Source organism: Methylobacterium sp. WL69 (assembly GCF_008039485.1).
Taxonomy (GTDB): domain Bacteria; phylum Pseudomonadota; class Alphaproteobacteria; order Rhizobiales; family Beijerinckiaceae; genus Methylobacterium.
In genome coordinates, this window is record NZ_VRUZ01000008.1 from 1 (window position 1) to 17,411 (window position 17,411).

Here is a 17,411-nt window from a genome sequence, read left to right on the forward strand (position 1 = left end):
GGGAGAAGGATTTTTCGCCGCGGTGCCCGCGCCCGAACACCGAAATGTCTTGACAATATTCCTATTCCGTGGTTGTCTCCGGTCACTCGCCTCCCACACGGGAGGCCCCCCGGCGGACCGGGTCGGGGGGCTCGGGGGGAGGAGACGGTGCCCCGCGTCGATGGCCCGGTCGCCATCGCCCCGGGCCGCGCCGGCGACGCAAGGTGCCCTGGACGGGGAGGCCGTGTTGAGGCTGGCTCCGGGACCCTGGGGCGCACCGAGAGAACGGACGGTCCGCCCACTACGAGGCGGGCTCGGGGCTTCGTGCCCTGATTAGTCGGCTGCCGCACCGGCGTTCCCGCGAGGGGCGTCGCGTCGCGCGGAGGAGGGCCGCCACTAGCCGAGTCGCCGACGCCGTGAAGACATCGTGACGAAAAACGGATCGGCCCCGATAAGGGGCCGGGCCGGGGGACGCCGGGGGACCGGCTTACACTTCAAAAACGTGGTTTCGCGGCGTCCCGCGTCTCCCGTTTCCCGGCCATCCCCCGCGCCACCGGCGGCGGGGCCGCAGCCGTGCGAGCTCGTAGCCGGCGCCTAGGCGCGCACGCCCCCGCCGTGGCAGGCTCCCTTTTGCCGGACGGCTCCCCGAGGCACACGGACATGAGACAGTTATCGGCCGATGGGGTCGACCGCCGGTGCAAATCGCCGAAGGGCGGGATGCTCGGGTCCCCTCTCCTTCCGGCAGGGCAATCGCAGATGAACCGCGACCGGCCCCGTCTCCTTCCAGGTGACGGCATCTCCCAACGCGCGGGCAGCACGGGTCCCCTCTCCTGGAAGGAGAGGGACAGGGTGAGGTGTGTGAACCCTCCGGAGAGTCCACGACCCTCACCCCAACCCTCTCCCAAACAGGAGAGGGGGCCCGTCGCGGGTGTTCGAAGCCTCTTGGGTCCTGTTCGAGCGTCGGGAAAACCCATCTGCGATCGCCCTGCCTTCCAGGAGAGGGAGCCTGCCACGCCCGACGCCGACACGTGGACGCGTCCGACAAGGGAGCGGATACCCCTTGGCTGCGTCGCCGGAATCGGGTTTCGCCACGCCACGTCGGCCGACGAGATCCTGGCCCTCGTCCGCCTGGCCCTCGCCACCCGAGGCGTCCCCCTCGGATGCCTCGCCACCCCCGCCGACCGGGCGGACGAACCCGCGATCCGCGCCGTGGCCGCCACCCTGGGCGTGCCCCTGCTGGGGGTCTCAGCCGAGGCGATGATCGCCGTGGACGACCGGATCGTCACCCGCTCGGCCCGCATCGCGGCGACGCGGGGCGTCGGCTCCGTGGCGGAAGCCGCCGCCCTGGCGGGCGCGGGCGTGGGCGCCGACCTGATCCTCCCCCGCATCGCCAGCGCCGGGGCGACATGCGCCCTTGCGCTGCGCCTAGAATCCGTCACTCAGGCGCCATGACCGTCCATTTCATCGGCGCCGGCCCGGGTGCCGCCGACCTCATCACCGTGCGCGGGCGCGATCTCATCGCGCGCTGCCCCGTCTGCCTCCATGCCGGCTCCCTGGTGGCGCCCGAGATCCTCGGCTGGTGTCCGCCGGGGGCACGCATCGTCGACACCGCGCCCCTGGACCTCGACGCCATCGTGGCCGAGTGCGCCGCCGCCCACGCGGCCGGCCTCGACGTCGCCCGCCTGCATTCGGGCGACCTGTCGATCTGGAGCGCCCTCGCCGAGCAGACCCGGCGCCTGACCCAGGCCGGCATCCCCTACACGGTGACGCCGGGCGTGCCGTCCTTCGCCGCCGCCGCCGCCGTGCTCGGGCGCGAACTCACCGTGCCGGGTCTGGCGCAATCCGTCATCCTCACCCGCACCTCGGGCCGGGCCAGCGCCATGCCGGAGCGCGAGACCCTCGCCGCCTTCGCCGCCACGGGTGCGACCCTGGCGCTGCATCTCTCGATCCACGTCGTCGATGCGGTGGTGACCGAGCTGACGCCGTTCTACGGGCCGGACTGCCCCACCGCCGTGGTATTCCGCGCCACCTGGCCCGACGAGCGCGTGCTCACCGGCACCCTCGCGACCATCGCGGGGCTGGTGGACGCGGCAAAGCTCGAGCGCACGGCCCTCATCCTCGTCGGGCCCGCCCTCGACCCGGCGGAGTTCCGCGACAGCGCGCTCTACTCCACCGACTACGACCGCCGCTTCCGGCCGCAGGCCGGGACGCGGGCGGCCGGCCCCGTGGCGGGGGAGCGCGCATGACCGTGCCCGGCCTCCTCGTCGCCGCCCCCCGGTCGAGTTCCGGCAAGACCACCGTCACCCTCGCGCTCATGCGGGCGCTGAGCCGGCGCGGGATCGCCGTGCGCGGCGCCAAATGCGGACCGGACTACATCGACCCGGCCTTCCACGCGGCCGCCACGGGGTACCCGAGCTTCAACCTCGACAGCTTCGCCATGCCCGAGCCCATGCTCGACGCCGTGGCGGGCCTCGCCGGCACGGACGCCGACCTCGTGGTGGCGGAGGGCTCCATGGGGCTGTTCGACGGGATCGTGGCGGGGGCCGGCCGCACGGGCGCAAACGCCGACATCGCCGCGCGCTACGGCTGGCCCGTCCTCCTCGTCCTCGACGTGTCGGGGGCCGCGCAATCGGCCGCCGCCGTGGCGCTCGGCTGCTCGCTCTACGATCCGCGCATCCGCATCGCGGGGGTGGTGCTCAACAAGGTCGCGAGCCCGCGCCACCGCCGCCTCGTGGAAGCGGGGCTGGCCAAGGTCGGCCTGCCTGTCCTCGGCGCCCTCATGCGGGATGCCGGCCTCACCCTGCCCGAGCGCCATCTCGGCCTCGTCCAGGCCCGCGAGACCAGCGATCTCGACGCCCGCCTCGACCGCCTGGCGGATCTGGCGGAAGCCGGCCTCGACCTCGACGCCATCGTGGCCGCCGCCTCCGGCACCACGCCGCCGCGGCGCGCCGGCGCCCTGCCGCACCCGCCCGGCCAGCGCATCGCGGTGGCCTCGGACGCGGCGTTCTCGTTCCTCTATCCGCACATGGCGGCGGGCTGGCGCGCCCTGGGGGCCGAACTCGTCCCGTTCTCGCCGCTCGCCGACGAGGCCCCGCCGGCCGATTGCGACGCGGCCTGGCTGCCCGGCGGCTATCCCGAACTCCATGCCGGACGGCTGGCAGAGGCCGCGACGTTCCTTGCCGGCCTGCGCGCCTTCGCGCGGGAAAAACCCGTCCACGGCGAGTGCGGCGGCTACATGGTGCTGGGGGAGAGCCTGGAGGATGCCGAGGGGATCACCCATGCCATGGCGGGGCTGCTCCCGGTGGCGACCTCGTACCGGACGCGCAAGCTGCATCTCGGCTACCGGGTCGCGACCCTCCTGGCCGACGGCCCCCTCGGCGGGGCGGGCACGCGCCTCGTCGGCCACGAGTTCCACTACGCCAGCGAGCGCACGCCCGCACCCGAGGAAGCGGCGGCGCTGGCCCGCGTCACCGATGCGGAGGGTGTGGCCCTGGGCCTCGCCGGCCACCGCCTCGGGCGGGTGACGGGAAGCTTCTTCCACCTGATCGGATGAGCGCGGCCGCCCTACTCCTTGGCCTCCTTGGCTTCGGGCACCGGGGCCGGCTTGCCCATCTTGGCGATGGTCCGGACGATGGCGAGGGCATCGCGACGGAGCTGGTCGTCCTCGATCAGCGCGTAGGCGCGCAGGAGTTCGATGGCGCCCTGGGCGCTGAGGAAACCGAAGACGTCGGACTGCGTGCCGCCGGCATCGTCATCCTCGAAGAACGCCGAGACCGGCACTTCGAGGAGGCGGGCGATCTCGCGCAGGCGCCCGGCGCCGACGCGGTTCTGGCCCTTCTCGTATTTCTGAACCTGCTGGAAGGTCACACCGACGGCGGTGCCGAGCGCGGTCTGACTCAAGCCGCGCGCCTTGCGGAGGGCAGTGATCCGCAATCCGACGAGGCGATCGACATCGGTGGTCTGCTTAGGCATCATCTCTCGATTCAGTCCTTGAAGTTGACGTGACGTTAGCGCCCGGACCATCGGCGGAAACGGTTCGAAAAAGGTGATTTCACACGATCTCGTACGAACCACCCTTGAGTTCGGCTGCCTCGACGGTTGCCTCGATACGCTCAGCAGGGCCGCCCGAGTAGGTTTGCATCGGAAACTCAGCGCATCGTCTGCCTCAGCACTGACATTCGTATTGCTCGATTTCGGTCAGAATTCCACGCTGCCTGCAGCTTGACCACAAAGCCGGCCCGAAAGGCAAGCGCCCCGTTGGGACGACGCCGCCTGCGGACCGGCCCCGGAGACGACGCGACAGGAGGATGGACGCCATGGGGGGACTTCAGGGTGGTACTTCCGGTTGTCGTCCCGCCTGGGCTAGGATGCTCGGCGACCCGAACCGCATCGAGAACCCCGGACATCCACCATGTATATCGCCATGAACCGCTTCAAGGTCGTCAAGGACTCGGCTGTGGATTTCGAGCAGGTCTGGCTCGGACGGGACAGCCAGCTGGGCGAGATGCCGGGCTTCGTCGAGTTTCACCTGCTGCGCGGACCCGAGCACGAGGACCACATTCTCTACGCCTCGCATACGATCTGGGCGTCGAAGGCCGATTTCGAGGCGTGGACCCGTTCGGAGCAGTTCCGCAAGGCGCATGGCCGGGTTCCGACGACGAAGCCGCTCTACCTCGGCCATCCGCAGTTCGAAGGATTCGAGACGATCCAGACCCTGGGCGGCGCCGGTGCGGACGCCGCGGCCTGACACGCGCGTCCGGGCCGGGATCGGGCCGGCCCGGTCCCCACCTTCACGCCGGACCGAGCTCCCCCCGCGCGTGCCGCGATCATCGCGTCAGGCGCGGCAGGAACGCCGCCGCGAGGCCGATGAGCGGGAGGTAGGCGCACAGGGCGTAGACCGTGACGATGCCGGCGTGATCGGCCACCTCGCCGAGGATCGCCGCGCCGAGGCCCCCCATCCCGAAGGCGAAGCCGAAGAACAAACCGCCGACGAGGCCGATCCGGCCGGGCAGGAGCTCCTGCGCGTAGACGAGGATCGCCGGCATCGCCGAGGCCAGGATCAGGCCGATGGGCACGGTGAGCACCACCGTCCAGACCAGATCGGCGTGCGGCAGGGCGAGGGTGAAGGGCAGCACGCCGACGATCGAGCCCCAGATCACAGGTTTGCGTCCGAAACGGTCGCCGATGGGACCGCCCAGGATGGTGCCCGCCGCCACCGCGCCGAGGAACACGAACAGGTAGATCTGCGATTGCGCCACCGAAACGCCGAAGCGCTGGATCAAGTAGAAGGTGTAGTAGGACGAGAAACTCGCGAGATAGAAGTATTTCGAGAAGATCAGCGTCAGCAGGATCGCGATGGTGTGGCCGACCCGCCGGCGTGACGGGCCGGCGGCGGTCCGGGTGCCGGTGCGGATGGCGGGACGCAGGGGCGCACGGAGCCGGCCGGCATACCAGCGGCCGACCCCGGTGAGCACGCCGATCCCGGCGAGAGCCACGAGGGAGAACCAGGCGACGCTCCCCTGCCCGTGCGGCACCACCACGAAGGCGGCGAGCAGCGGCCCGAGCGCCGTGCCGGCATTGCCGCCGACCTGAAACACCGATTGGGCGAGCCCGTATCGGCCGCCCGAGGCGAGGCGGGCGACGCGGGTCGCCTCCGGATGGAACACGGCCGAGCCGAAGCCGACGAGCCCCGCCGCCAGGAGCAGCAGCCCGTATTCCCATGCCACCGACAGCAGGAGGAGGCCCATGAGCGACGAGCCCATGCCGAGGGCCAGGGAGAACGGCAGCGGCCTGCGGTCCGTGTAGAGCCCGACCATGGGCTGGAGCACCGAGGCCGTGACCTGGAACACGAAGGTGATGAGCCCGATCTGGCCGAAATCCAGCCGGAACTGCGCCTTGAGCAGGGGGTAGATCGCCGGCAGCAGGGACTGCACGAGGTCGTTGAGGAGATGCGACAGGCTGAGCGCCCCGAGCACCGCGAAAGCCGGCCCGGCCGCCGGCGTCACGGGACCGGACGTCGCCGGACCGGTCTCCCGCTCCGGCTGCGCACGCTGGCCCCCGCGGGCCGCCGCTTCGATGGTTCCTGACATGGACGCGTCCCGACGGGTCTTCGTTCCCGGGTCGCCTGCGCGCCATCGGTGTCGCGAACATGGCCGAAGGCGGCGTATCGGCGAGGGGGCTCGGGCAGGATCGCCGGAACGAGGTTTTCGCGCGGATAGGCCCGGCGGAGTTCGAAGACCAGGACGTTCCCGGAGGCGGCCGAGACTTGTCCGTGGATAAGTCGAGGGATGATGGCGACTGGCCGATCCGATGGTTAACCCGGCATGATCCGTCCTGGTGCTGGTGTGTAAGGTCCGAGGATTGCGCCCCGATCTCATGAAACCGGGATCGAGCCGCGAACCGGCTCGATTTGAGACACTTTCCGCCCCACGACGGGACATGGCGCTCCAGATGTTTCAGGAACCGATCCACAAGATGCACCCGGGGGTGCCCATCAACGCCGCGGCCCGCCGCGACGTCTGGGCCGCGCTCCTGCCGCGACGCCGGCGCGCCGCCTTCCGCCTGGGAATCTCCACGGCCGTGGCCGCCGCCGATCTGCTGACCATCCTGGGCACGGCCTACGCGGTGGACGTGATCTATTCCTTCGGCGTGCTCGGCGAATTCCCGCCGAGCGGCGTGAGCGGTGGACTGCAGATCGCCGGCCTCGTGGCGGTGATGGTGCTGCTCACCAATCTGGCGCGCGAGGAATACAGTATCGAGACCTCGCTCTCCCACGGCCCGCACCTGCGGCGTACGGCGACCCTGTGGATCTCGGCCTGGGCGGTGGTGCTGATCCTCGGCTTCGCCACCAAGACCACCAACGACTTCTCGCGCATCGTATCCCTGGGCTTCTTCCTCGCCGGTCTGCCGATGATGATCGCCGTGCGCGCCGGCATGATCGGGCTGGTGCGCCGGGCGATCACGCCGGGCTCGGCCTCCATCAACCGCGTCCATCTCGTCGGGTTCGAAGAGGACATCGCGCGGTTCTACGCCCACAACGATGCCGAAGCCTTGGGACTTCGCGTCATCGGCACGAGCTACCTGCGCCGGATCGAGGGCGGTTCCGACGGCCTCGCCCGGCACACCCAGTTGGCCGAGGACCTCGATCTCGCCGTTTCGGTGGTGCGGTTCCTGCGCCCGGACGATGTCTTCATCCTGGTGCCGTGGTCCGAGGCCGACGACATCGAGCGCTGCATCGACGCGTTCCTGCGCGTGCCCGCCGCCCTGCACCTGCGTCCCGGCGCGGTGATGGACCGCTTCCCCGACCTCAAGGTCGGCCGCGTCGGCCGCCTGTCGGGCCTCAGCATCGGCCGCCGGCCGCTCCAGGCCGGCGAGATCCTGCTCAAGCGGGCGGTCGACCTCACCCTGGCGGCCACCGCCCTCGTGATGCTGGCCCCGCTCTTCGCCGCCGTCGCGGTGCTGATCAAGCTCGACAGCCCCGGGCCGGTGTTCTTCCGCCAGCGGCGCTACGGCTTCAACCAGCAGCCGTTCGGCGTCTACAAGTTCCGCAGCATGAAGACGGAGGGCGATGCGGTTTTCCGTCAGGCCTCGCGCAACGACACCCGCATCACCCGCATCGGTGCCGTGCTGCGCCGCTCCAACATCGACGAGCTGCCCCAGCTCATCAACGTCCTGCGCGGCGAGATGGCCCTCGTCGGCCCGCGCCCCCATGCCCTGGCCCACGATCGCAGCTTCGAGCGGCGCATCGCCCACTACGCCCGCCGCCATAACGTGATGCCGGGCATCACCGGCTGGGCGCAGGTGAACGGCCTGCGCGGCGAGACCCTGACCGACCTCGACATGGAGCGCCGCGTCGCCCACGACCTCCACTACATCGACAATTGGTCGATCTGGCTCGACCTCAGGATCATGGTCCAGACGGTGGTCTCGCCCCGCGCCTACAACAACGCGTTCTGAGGTGACGGAGCGGCTTACGACTCGACGGGCTTGCCGAGACAGGCGCCGCACTCGCCCTCGACTTCGAGGATGCGGCTCGATGGCTTGAAGCCCGCCTTGGCCAGGGTGCGTCCGAGCTGATCCTCGATCTCGGGCGAAGTGGTCTCGTCGATGGAACCGCAATTGCGGCAGATCAGGAAGACGAGGCCGGCGCCGTCCGTATGGGCATGGCCGCAGGAGACGAACGCGTTGCGGCTGGCGATGCGGTGGACGAGGCCGTTCTCCGTGAGGAAATCGAGGGCGCGGTAGACCGAGACCGCCGCCACCCGCTTGCCCGGCCCGCTCAGGCGCTCGGCAATGTCGTAGGCGCCCAGGGGCCGCGCCTGCGACGCCACCACTTCGAGGACGTCCCGGCGCAGGCGAGTGAACTGGAGGTCGCGCGCCCTGCACACGGCCTCGGCCCGTGCCAGGGCCTCCTCCGGCCCGTGATGGCCATGACATCCCGCCTCGGCGTGCGTGCCCGCGTGGTCGTGCATGGGCTCCCGGTCCCCGTGAGACATGGCAGCACGATGATCTCGGGGGAAAACCGGTTTCCCCTTCGCGCATCGTGCTCCGGGCCGGTGAGCCGGCCCGTTGAATTCCGACGATGTTACAGTGTATCAGCGCGCAACGTAAGCCGATGCGCCCGTTCGGTCCGATTGACCCGTCCCGTGACCCGTCCCAGTCCCCCGCCCCGCCGCTCGCTGTTCCAGGCGGGCGCGCCCCTCCGCTTCGTCGTGGCCGCCGGTCTGGCCACCCTGCTCTGGGGCGCCATTCTGTGGGCCCTCGCATGAGCGCGCCCGCGGCGGGCAGTGTGCCCGCGACGGGCGCCATCGCGCTCCACGGCCTGACCCTGGGCTACGATCGCCACCCGGCCGTTCACCACCTCGACGGTACGATCCAGGCCGGCGCGCTGCTGGCCCTCGTCGGCCCCAACGGCGCCGGCAAGTCGACCCTCCTCAAGGGCATCGTCGGCGAGGTGCCGTGCCTCGACGGCCGGATCGACCGCCCGGGCCTCGCCGGCGCCATCGCGTACCTGCCGCAATCGGCCGAGATCGACCGGGGCTTCCCCCTGCGGGTCCTCGACCTCGTGGCCATGGGCCTGTGGCGCCACATCGGTCCGTGGCGCCGGGCGGCGCCCTATCGCGACCGGCTGACCGAGGCCCTCGCCGCCGTCGGCCTCGTCGGCTTCGAGGACCGGCCCATCGGCACCCTGTCGGGCGGGCAGTTCCAGCGTGCCCTGTTCGCCCGCCTCATCGTCCAGGATGCCCGCGTCATCCTCCTCGACGAACCGTTCACCGGCGTCGACGGACGCACCAGCGCCGACCTCCTGCGCCTCATCGGCGCGTGGCACGGCCAGGGCCGCACCATCGTCGCCGCCCTGCACGACCTCGCCCAGGTCCGCGGCCATTTCCCCCAGACCCTGCTGCTCGCCCGCGAGCCGGTGGCCTGGGGTCCGACGGATCGGGTCCTGACTCCGCACAACCTCGCCCGCGCCCAGACCCTGTCGGAGGCCTGGGACGAGGACGCGGCGATCTGCGGCCGGGCGGGCGACGGACACGCCCCCTCGCACGCCCCCTCGCACGCGCATGCGCATTCTCACGGGCCTGCCCACGATCACACGCACGGGCATGCCCAGGACCACGGCCACCGGGACGCTCCGTGATCGACACCCTGATCGACTGGCTGTTCGGCCCATTCCTCGAATTCGGCTTCATGCGGCGCGCCCTCGTCGGCTGCCTCGCCCTGTCCCTGTCGGCTCCGCCCGTGGGCGTGTTCCTGATGCTGCGGCGCATGAGCCTGATGAGCGACGCCATGAGCCACGCCGTCCTGCCGGGGGCGGCCATCGGCTTTCTCGTGGCGGGCCTGTCCCTGCCGGCCATGACCCTCGGCGGTCTCGCGGCCGGCCTCGCCGTGGCGCTCCTGGCCGGGGCCGTCACCCGCTCAACCCTCATAAAGGAGGATGCGAGTCTCGCCGCGTTCTACCTCATCTCGCTCGCCGCCGGCGTGGTGCTCATTTCCCTGCGCGGATCGCAGATCGATCTCCTGCACATCCTGTTCGGCACCGTTCTGGCCCTGGACGATCCGGCCCTGCTGCTGCTGGGGGGCATCGCGACCATCACCCTGTTCGGGCTCGCGGCCCTCTACCGCCCCCTGGTGATGGAATGCGTCGACCCGCTGTTCCTGCGCACGGTGAGCCGGGCGGGCGGGCCGGTCCACTACGCCTTCCTCGGGCTCGTGGTACTCAACCTCGTGGGCGGCTTCCAGGCTCTGGGCACCCTCCTGGCGGTGGGCCTGATGCTGCTCCCGGCCATCACCGCGCGGTTCTGGGCGGCCGACCTCGGCGGCATGATCCCGGTCTCGGTGGTGTTCGCCATGGGCGCGAGCATGGCGGGGCTGACCGTGTCGTACCGGGCGGACCTGCCCACGGGCCCGGCCATCGTGCTGGCCGCCGGCGCGTTCTACGTGATCTCGCTCGTCATCGGCCCACGCGGCGGGCTGATCCGCCGCTTCGTCCGGGCGCGCCACCTCGAAGGATAGCGCCGGGAGGCGCCCTTCCACGACCTACAGGTTGAACAGGCTCATGATGCCGGACACCAGGGCGTAGACGAAGCCCGCGTTGAGCAGCACGCCCAGGGCCCCGACGGCGAGACCGGCCAGAACGACGACGCCGTCGCGCTCGACGAGGCCGAGACCCACGAGGCAGATGGCGAGCCCCAGGGGAATCTGCCCGACGATGGGGGCCGCGACGATGAGCGCCAGGGAGAGGGTGAGCAGGATCAGGCCGACGCCGCGCAGGCCTATGCCCGTCTCGAACAGGCTCATGCGCGGACGCGACCAATGTTCGAGGCGCCGCAGCAGGGGGACGGCCCGGTTCGCGGCCCGCTCGACATCCTTGCGGGCCACGGAGCGCCGCAGGAGCGCGCGGGGCAGCCACGGAGAGGACATGCCGGCCGTGATCTGCACCGCCACGAGAAGCAGCAGCAGCCCGCAGACCAGGGGGATCGGCGGAGGCATCGGCAGGCAGTTGGGCAGACCGAGGATGACGATCAGCAGGGCGAAGGCACGATCCTTCAGCACCGCGACGATATCGCCGACGGTCAGCCGCTCGCTCTCCTGCTCGGAGAGGACGGTCAGCACTTCGGAAGTTCGGGCACCTGGAGACAAGAAAGCTCGGCCATTGGCGACGGTCCTGTCGCGGGCTGTAGCCTAGTCGGGCACCGGCGCCAAGCGGACCGATCGGGGACGGTTCGTCCCGCGTGCGCCAGCGCGCATGGGCGCCGACCCAATCATAGATTGGGAAGATAAACTTGGAAACACCTCAAGTAAGAACCGACACCCTTCGGTAGCCCCTGTCCATAACAACCCAATAATCCTGCGCTCCTCAAATCGAGACTCGTAAAATTCTCGATTTTATCTATACTTCCCCCACACGTTGTGGAGGTCTCCGCATGTGACCGGGCCGGGACGAACCAAGGGCCGAGGGCGCCGACGGGCAGCATGGGCGGTGGGCGCCGGGCTGATCCGCGTGCTCTTCGGATTCGGCTCCGTACAGGCCCAGGACAAGCCAACCCAGAACAATCCGGCTTCCCTCCTGCTGTTCGGCAGCCTCGAAGCCGGTCCTTCGACCTTCGTCGGCACCGGCGCGAAGCTCGCCCTCGACCGGATCGACCGCGAGGGCTTCGTCGCCCTGGCGAGCCTCGGTGCCGGCACGCGGCGGGAGGGGGCGGGCCGGCGCGAGACCGCCACCGGTGCGGCGGTGGTCGGCTACCAGTGGTTTCGCGACTGGGGCGTGATCGCCGCCTATGGCGGGATCGAGGGCTCCGTCGAGGCCCTGACCATGGGCGGCGCGACCCGCTTCGAACCCGTCCGCCTCGGGGTGCGGCTGCACGGCGAAGTCTGGGCACGCCCGGCCGAGACGACGCTCCTCACGGCCACCGCGATCCTCGATTCGTCCCGGACCGCCGCCTGGGGCCGGCTTTCGTGGGGCTGGCGACTGGAGCCGTGGCCGGGCTGGAATCCCTATCTCGGCCCCGAATTCGCCCTCTACGCCGACCGCACCGGCTACCGGAAATGGAACTTCGGCGTCCACGCGACGGATTTCGCCATCGGGCGCTTCAGCCTGCGCACCTCGGCCGGCCTCCAGTTCGAACCGCAGGGGCCCGCAAGCCCCTACGTCGCCCTTACCGTGTGGACGCCCTGGTGAAGTCGCGGCTCAGCCCTTGGTCCGCAGGGCCGAGCGCCCGCCATCGACGCCGATGACCTGGCCGGTGATCCAGGCCGCCTCCTCCGACACGAGGAAGCTCGCCAGGCCGGCGATGTCCTCGGGCGTTCCGAGGCGCTGCATCGCGTGCATCGCGGCGATCCCCGAGGCGAGGGTGGCGCTGCCCGTGATCGCAGCCGACAGCGGCGTGCGGGTGAGCGACGGCGCCACCACGTTGACGCGGATCTGCGGGCTCAGTTCGGCGGCGAGCGACAGGGCGAGGCCCTCGACCGCCCCCTTGGCCATGGCGACGGAGGCATGCGCCGGGAACCCTTGCGCCACCGCCACCGTCGAGAACAGGACCACGCCCGCCCCGGTCTCCCCGGCGCCGGCCTTGAGCGCGGGGGCGGCGGCCTGGATGGCGAGGAATGCACCCAGGGCGTTGATACGAAAGTCGGTCTCGGCATCGTCGGCGGTCAGCTTGGCGAGCGGCCGCAGGTTGATGGTGCCGACCGCGTAGACGAGGCCCGCGAGTTCAGGACCGGCTTCCTCCGTCGCTTTGGCGAAGAAGGCCGGGTCGGTGACGTCACCGGCGGTGAAGGTGGTGTCGCCGAGCTCCGACGCCGCCGCCTCAAGGCGCCCGGCATCGCGGGCCGCGAGATGCAGGGAATAGCCGCGCCGGCGCAAGGCGTCCGCCGTCGCCCGGCCGATGCCGCCCGTGCCGCCGTAGAGGATGACCCGCTTCATGCCTGCTCCCATTCCGTTCGCGAAGGATTAGGTAAGGCGCGCGGGGGCGACGTGGAGCGCCCTCCACCCGGATCGCCCCATCCGTGGAGTCGCAGCCCCCCGAGCGAGACAGGCCCATGAAGTTCGCCTTTGCCGGCATCGATTTCCTCGGGGGCGTGTTCGAGAGCCTCGTCGAGGTGGGTTGGACCCCGATCAAGCTGTTCACCCGCCCCTGTGACGGGATCTACGATCACAACGAGGTCGTGGTGGCCCAGGCACGCCGGCACCGGTTGCCGATGCAACTCTCGCGGATCAAGGCGTCCGACATGGAGGCCCTGGCCCAGTCGCACGGCCGCGACTGGGCCCTGGTGGTGGCGGGCTATCCCTGGCTGATCCGGGACTGGCGCGGATCGGCGGCCTACGGTGTCAATTTCCATCCCTCGCCCCTGCCCATGGGGCGCGGCCCCTACCCGCTGTTCAAGGCGGTGGCCGATGCCCACACGGAATGGGGCGTCACCGCCCACGTGCTCGGCGAGGAGGGGTTCGATACGGGCGACATCCTCGCGCAGGAGCGCTTCGCCCTGTCAGGGGACGAGACGCACGAGAGCCTGCTCTCCAAGTGCCAGATCGCGGCACGCCGCCTTGCCGCCGGCCCCATCGCCCGCGACCTGCCGGCCCGCTGGCGCGGGGCCGAACCCCAGGGCGAGGGCTCGTACTGGCCCCGCGTCACCGACGCCGACCGCACCCTCGACTTCCGAAGCGACGTGGCGGCGATCCTGCGGCGGGTGCGCGCCTTCGGGACCATCGAGACCATCGCGCGGCTCGGCGACAACCGCGTCTACGTGGCGGCGGCGGAGGGCTGGTCCGAACCCCACCGCCACACGCCCGGCACGGTGGTCCACCGCTACCGCCGGCACATCGTCATCGCGGCCCGCGACGGCTACATCCAGCTCAACCGGTGGAGCCCGGTGGCGATGACGGAAGCCGGCCATCTCGGGCGGTAGGGTCTTGGCTTTGAGTATGACGAAGTCATATAAACTGAGACGGTCGAAATTTCGTGAGGTGTTGTCATGAGGACCAGCCGGCCCATCAGCGTCACGCTCGGTGAGATGCAGGAACGTGTCGATGCCCGAGTTCGATCGGGCGACTACGCCTCTGCCAGCGAAGTGGTTCGGGCAGGGCTGCGAGCCCTCGACCGCGAAGAGTCCGTCCTCGATAACGTCCTCCGTGCGAAGGTAGAGCAGGCGCTAGCGGACTCACGTCCTGCACTTCCAGCGGACGAGGTGTTCGCGGCCCTGCGTGCCCGACACGCAGAGCGGCTGAAGGCCACGGGACATGGCGTATAGGGTCTCGATCCATCCGGCCGCACGGACCGACCTGTTCGACCTCGACGACTATATCACCGCGCAATCAGGAACCGCACGCGCTGCTGAGTTCATTGGCCGTATCGAGCGGGCGTGCCGGGATCTTGCGGACTTTCCGGAGCGTGGTGTGCGACGGGACGACATCGCACCCGGTGTTCGAACGATCGCACTGGAACGGCGGGTGCTGATCGCGTTCCGAGTGGAGGACGATGCAGTCGTGATCCTGAGGATGCTCTATGCCGGCCGCTCTTTCAGCGCGGAACAGATCCCGTCCTGATTTACTTTCATTTTCCCCGTCCGTGCCTGAGCGGAGTTCCCATGGCGCGGATGCGCAAGAAGGCCGATCTGCCCACTAAAATCTGCGCGACCTGCGGCAAGCCGTTCGCGTGGCGCAAGAAGTGGGAGCGGGTGTGGGACGAGGTGCGCTACTGCTCCGACCGTTGCCGGACCGAGGCCAAGCGCACCCGGCCGCAAGCGGAATCCTGACGGGTCAGACGAGACCCGCGAGGGCTTCGGGGGTGTCGACGTCCTGGAGTACGGCGGCATCCATGGCGACTTCGCGGATGTCGGTGCGCCGTGCGAGCAGCCGACCCGCCCCCTGATCGCCGGTCAGGGTCGCGAGATCGGCCGCGAGGCGTCGCCGGTTGAGCAGCACCGGATTGCCGCGCTGGCCGGCATGGACGGGCACCACGGCGGCCGGATCGCCCCCGCGAAAAGCTTCCGTCAGGGCGGTGAGGTGGTGGGCCGTGATGCGTGGCATGTCGGCGAGCAGAACGAGGATCGCGTCCGCCTGCGGCAGGGCGGCAAGGCCCGCCTGGAGGGACGTGGACAGGCCCTCTTCATAGGCCGAGTTGTCGATGCAGGTGAGGTCGAGCCCATCGAGGGCCGCGCGGATGGCTGGCCCATGGGCACCGATCACCGCCACCACCGGGCCGAGTCCGGAGGCGAGTGCGGCCCGAGCGGCGTGGCGCACCAGGGGTTCGCCGTCGAGGACACTCAGGAGCTTCGGGGTCGCTCCGAAGCGGGTGCCGCGTCCGGCGGCCAGCAGCACGAGGCCGTAATCAACCGTCATCGTCATCCGCCGGGGTACCGCCGGAGCGGGGCTGGGGCCGCGAGACGATCTCCATGAGGAGACCGCCGACGCCGAGGCCGACGATGTCGGCGCGGGTGACGGCGAGACCCGCGAGCAGCCGGTGCAGCACCCAGTCGAACCCGTTCTCCTTCGGGGAGCGGGCGCAGCCGGGGGCACCGATCACCGGCACGTCGCCGAACGACCCGACGAGGAGGAGGTTGCCGGGATCGACGGGCATGCCGAGGTGATCGACCCGGCCGCCAGCGGCCTCGATGCCGGCCGGGATCACATCGCGCCGGTCGGTGATGGCGGAGGCGCCGAACACCACGACGAGGTCGGCGCCCTCCGCCGCGAGCGCTCGGATCGCCCCACCGACGGCCCCGGCCCCGTGCGGCACCCGTGTGTCGGCGACGATCGCCGCCCCCGTGGGCGCGAGGCGCCGGGCGAGCGTCGCCAGGGTCTTGTCGATGGTCGCTTCCTTGAGGCCGGGCAGCCGGGTCGAGACCACGCCGACGCGGGCCCGGACATAGGGCGCGACCCGCAGGGCGGCGTCCGGCGCGGCGCGGCAGGCACGCTCCAGGGCGGCGCCGGCGACGGCGTAGGGAATGATCTTGACGGTGGCGACCATCTCACCGGCCACCACCGGGCGATAGGCCGGCAGGGTCGCCACGGTGATGGCCTCGTCGACGGCGTTCACGGCGTCGATGCCGGCCCGGTCGATGAGCAGGAGCCCGGCCTCCCTAGCGAACAGGTTGCAGCGGCCCGTGAAGGGCGGCTCGCGGCGCAGGCCCGGCCCGGCGAGGCGGATGGCGAGGCGCTCCGCCGCCGCGTCCTCGCCGACGTCGCCCGGTTCGAAGCTCACCGCCACGAGTTCGGCGAGACCCGCCGCATCGAGGCGGGCGGCGTCCTCGGCCGGGATCGGCCGGCCCTTGCGCAGGGTCACGTCGTGGGCACGGACCGTATGGGCGGCGATGAGCCCCCCGGCCTCCCGGGTCGGGACGGAGCCGAATCTCATCGCGCCGCCGCGGAACGGGGCGCGCGCTGGGCGGCGACGATCTGGCCGAGGATCGACACGGCGATCTCGGCCGGACTCACGGCGCCGATGTCCAGGCCAATCGGCGCGGCGATCCGGCCGATGGCGTCCTCAGTAAATCCGACCGCTCCGAGCCGGGCGACGCGGGCGGCGTGGGTCTTCCTCGAGCCGAGGGCCCCGACATAGAAGCAGTCCGCCCGCAGGGCTGCCATCAGGGCCGGGTCGTCGATCTTCGGATCGTGGGTCAGGGCGGCCACGGCGCAGTAGCGGTCCAGGGCCGGCACCGCGCCTCCGAAGGCCTCGTCGGGCCACAGGGTAACGAGGTCGATGCCGGGAAAGCGCTCCGGCGTGGCGAAGGCCGTGCGCGGGTCGATGACCGCGACGTCGAGGTCCAGGGCCGTCGCCATGGGGCAGAGGGCCTGGCTGATATGCACGGCCCCGACGATCACGAGGCGCACGGGCGGCGCCTGCACCGTGAGGAAGAGCGGGCGGCCCTCGACCTCGGCGAGACCGCTCTTGCCTGAGGCGAGGCGCTGACCGAGGAGATCCGCGAGGGGGTCGGCGGCGATCTCGGCCTCGCGCACCATGCGCTGGGTGCCGCCATCGAGGTCCGTCACCAGGATGGCGGCGCGCCGGGCGGCGCGCTCGGCATTGAGGGCGGTCAGGGCATCGAGTTGCATGGCGGCGGCCTCAGGTCACGGGCTCGACATAGACGCGGATGCGCCCGCCGCAGGAGAGGCCGACCCGCCAGGCGGTCTCGTCGGCGACGCCGAACGCGACGACGCGGGCCCGTCCGTCGGCGATGGCCTCCATCCCCTCCGTGATCACCGCGCCCTCGACGCAGCCGCCCGAGACCGAACCGAGGAAATTGCCCTCGGCATCGACCACGAGGTGGCTGCCGACGGGCCGGGGGGCCGAGCCCCAGGTCTCGATCACCGTGGCCAGCGCCACGCCGCGCCCGGCGCGGCGCCACGCCTCGGCCGTGCTGAGGATGTCGGTCTCGGTGGAGAGCATGGGGTGACTCCGGAACGGGAACGAGCGCCCCGTCTCCTCGCAACA

22 protein-coding genes are annotated in these 17,411 nt (G+C 70.9%); 13 read left to right on the plus strand and 9 right to left on the minus strand.

All coding sequences use genetic code 11. From position 1 onward, the window contains the following. Window positions 1-921 precede the first annotated feature (921 nt). Genes FV218_RS23110 through FV218_RS04150 form a run of 3 tightly spaced genes read left to right on the plus strand, consistent with a single transcriptional unit; the run spans window position 922 to window position 3,532 of the window. Complete coding sequence (locus FV218_RS23110) at window positions 922-1,431, plus strand: cobalamin biosynthesis protein (RefSeq protein ID WP_348642012.1); 510 nt, start codon at window positions 922-924, stop codon at window positions 1,429-1,431. After that, window positions 1,428-2,225 carry a precorrin-4 C(11)-methyltransferase gene (gene cobM / locus FV218_RS04145; protein ID WP_147708816.1) on the plus strand — a complete coding sequence of 266 codons (798 nt, stop codon included), beginning with the start codon at window positions 1,428-1,430 and terminating at the stop codon, window positions 2,223-2,225. The genes FV218_RS23110 and cobM overlap by 4 nt, the downstream gene beginning before the upstream one ends. Then, window positions 2,222-3,532: a cobyrinate a,c-diamide synthase gene (locus tag FV218_RS04150; RefSeq protein ID WP_147708817.1), complete on the plus strand. Its 1,311-nt coding sequence runs from the start codon at window positions 2,222-2,224 to the stop codon at window positions 3,530-3,532. Before cobM ends, FV218_RS04150 begins: the two co-directional genes overlap by 4 nt. 11 nt (window positions 3,533-3,543) lie before the next feature. On the opposite strand, the gene FV218_RS04155 is transcribed toward FV218_RS04150, so the two are convergent. Then, window positions 3,544-3,954 (minus strand): helix-turn-helix transcriptional regulator, encoded by a 411-nt coding sequence (locus FV218_RS04155; RefSeq protein ID WP_056089010.1) that lies wholly within the window; start codon window positions 3,952-3,954, stop codon window positions 3,544-3,546. Window positions 3,955-4,390: 436 nt separating this feature from the next. Between FV218_RS04155 and FV218_RS04160 the strand changes: the two genes are divergently transcribed. After that, a complete protein-coding gene (locus tag FV218_RS04160) occupies window positions 4,391-4,726 on the plus strand; it encodes an antibiotic biosynthesis monooxygenase (RefSeq protein ID WP_056089012.1) in 336 nt (111 codons plus the stop codon). Between the two features lie 79 nt (window positions 4,727-4,805). Here FV218_RS04160 and FV218_RS04165 read toward each other — a convergent pair whose 3' ends face one another. Next, window positions 4,806-6,068 carry an MFS transporter gene (locus FV218_RS04165; protein WP_147708818.1) on the minus strand — a complete coding sequence of 421 codons (1,263 nt, stop codon included), beginning with the start codon at window positions 6,066-6,068 and terminating at the stop codon, window positions 4,806-4,808. A gap of 361 nt (window positions 6,069-6,429) precedes the next feature. On the opposite strand from FV218_RS04165, the gene FV218_RS04170 reads away from it, so the two are divergent. Then, complete coding sequence (locus FV218_RS04170; RefSeq protein ID WP_056091304.1) at window positions 6,430-7,935, plus strand: exopolysaccharide biosynthesis polyprenyl glycosylphosphotransferase; 1,506 nt, start codon at window positions 6,430-6,432, stop codon at window positions 7,933-7,935. A 14-nt stretch (window positions 7,936-7,949) separates the two neighbouring features. On the opposite strand, the gene FV218_RS04175 is transcribed toward FV218_RS04170, so the two are convergent. Further along, a complete protein-coding gene (locus FV218_RS04175) occupies window positions 7,950-8,450 on the minus strand; it encodes a Fur family transcriptional regulator (protein WP_056089015.1) in 501 nt (166 codons plus the stop codon). Between the two features lie 174 nt (window positions 8,451-8,624). On the opposite strand from FV218_RS04175, the gene FV218_RS23385 reads away from it, so the two are divergent. Genes FV218_RS23385 through FV218_RS04185 form a run of 3 tightly spaced genes read left to right on the plus strand, consistent with a single transcriptional unit; the run spans window position 8,625 to window position 10,494 of the window. Continuing rightward, on the plus strand, window positions 8,625-8,747 hold the full coding sequence (locus FV218_RS23385) for a hypothetical protein (RefSeq protein WP_274533110.1): 123 nt from the start codon (window positions 8,625-8,627) through the stop codon (window positions 8,745-8,747). Next, complete coding sequence (locus FV218_RS04180; protein ID WP_147708819.1) at window positions 8,744-9,619, plus strand: ABC transporter ATP-binding protein; 876 nt, start codon at window positions 8,744-8,746, stop codon at window positions 9,617-9,619. The genes FV218_RS23385 and FV218_RS04180 overlap by 4 nt, the downstream gene beginning before the upstream one ends. A gap of 50 nt (window positions 9,620-9,669) precedes the next feature. Then, window positions 9,670-10,494: a metal ABC transporter permease gene (locus FV218_RS04185; protein ID WP_147708861.1), complete on the plus strand. Its 825-nt coding sequence runs from the start codon at window positions 9,670-9,672 to the stop codon at window positions 10,492-10,494. Between the two features lie 24 nt (window positions 10,495-10,518). Here FV218_RS04185 and FV218_RS04190 read toward each other — a convergent pair whose 3' ends face one another. Then, window positions 10,519-11,121, minus strand: a complete 603-nt coding sequence (locus FV218_RS04190; RefSeq protein WP_056089021.1) for an exopolysaccharide biosynthesis protein — start codon at window positions 11,119-11,121, stop codon at window positions 10,519-10,521. Between the two features lie 361 nt (window positions 11,122-11,482). Here FV218_RS04190 and bcsS point away from each other — a divergent pair, with 361 nt between their 5' ends. After that, window positions 11,483-12,160 carry a cellulose biosynthesis protein BcsS gene (bcsS, locus tag FV218_RS04195; protein WP_244474906.1) on the plus strand — a complete coding sequence of 226 codons (678 nt, stop codon included), beginning with the start codon at window positions 11,483-11,485 and terminating at the stop codon, window positions 12,158-12,160. A gap of 9 nt (window positions 12,161-12,169) precedes the next feature. On the opposite strand, the gene FV218_RS04200 is transcribed toward bcsS, so the two are convergent. Continuing rightward, entirely contained in the window at window positions 12,170-12,904 is a 735-nt protein-coding gene (locus tag FV218_RS04200) for an SDR family oxidoreductase (protein WP_147708820.1), read from the minus strand. Between the two features lie 116 nt (window positions 12,905-13,020). Here FV218_RS04200 and FV218_RS04205 point away from each other — a divergent pair, with 116 nt between their 5' ends. From FV218_RS04205 to FV218_RS04220, 4 genes are all read left to right on the plus strand, one after another. After that, window positions 13,021-13,887, plus strand: coding sequence for a formyltransferase family protein (locus tag FV218_RS04205; RefSeq protein ID WP_147708821.1), 867 nt, complete (start codon window positions 13,021-13,023; stop codon window positions 13,885-13,887). Window positions 13,888-13,953: 66 nt separating this feature from the next. Further along, on the plus strand, window positions 13,954-14,229 hold the full coding sequence (locus FV218_RS04210) for a type II toxin-antitoxin system ParD family antitoxin (protein WP_147708822.1): 276 nt from the start codon (window positions 13,954-13,956) through the stop codon (window positions 14,227-14,229). Next, a complete protein-coding gene (locus tag FV218_RS04215) occupies window positions 14,219-14,524 on the plus strand; it encodes a type II toxin-antitoxin system RelE/ParE family toxin (RefSeq protein WP_147708823.1) in 306 nt (101 codons plus the stop codon). Before FV218_RS04210 ends, FV218_RS04215 begins: the two co-directional genes overlap by 11 nt. Before the next feature lie 41 nt (window positions 14,525-14,565). After that, window positions 14,566-14,733 carry a DUF2256 domain-containing protein gene (locus FV218_RS04220; RefSeq protein ID WP_187272959.1) on the plus strand — a complete coding sequence of 56 codons (168 nt, stop codon included), beginning with the start codon at window positions 14,566-14,568 and terminating at the stop codon, window positions 14,731-14,733. 4 nt (window positions 14,734-14,737) lie between these two features. Here FV218_RS04220 and FV218_RS04225 read toward each other — a convergent pair whose 3' ends face one another. From FV218_RS04225 to FV218_RS04240, 4 genes are read right to left on the minus strand one after another with little or no spacing between them, the layout of a single operon-like run. Next, window positions 14,738-15,325 carry a nucleotidyltransferase family protein gene (locus FV218_RS04225; RefSeq protein WP_056089033.1) on the minus strand — a complete coding sequence of 196 codons (588 nt, stop codon included), beginning with the start codon at window positions 15,323-15,325 and terminating at the stop codon, window positions 14,738-14,740. Further along, window positions 15,309-16,334: a molybdopterin-binding protein gene (locus tag FV218_RS04230; protein ID WP_147708824.1), complete on the minus strand. Its 1,026-nt coding sequence runs from the start codon at window positions 16,332-16,334 to the stop codon at window positions 15,309-15,311. The genes FV218_RS04225 and FV218_RS04230 overlap by 17 nt, the downstream gene beginning before the upstream one ends. After that, a complete protein-coding gene (locus FV218_RS04235; RefSeq protein ID WP_147708825.1) occupies window positions 16,331-17,032 on the minus strand; it encodes an XdhC family protein in 702 nt (233 codons plus the stop codon). The genes FV218_RS04230 and FV218_RS04235 overlap by 4 nt, the downstream gene beginning before the upstream one ends. 10 nt (window positions 17,033-17,042) lie before the next feature. Then, window positions 17,043-17,366 (minus strand): XdhC family protein, encoded by a 324-nt coding sequence (locus FV218_RS04240; RefSeq protein ID WP_147708826.1) that lies wholly within the window; start codon window positions 17,364-17,366, stop codon window positions 17,043-17,045. Window positions 17,367-17,411: the final 45 nt, after the last annotated feature.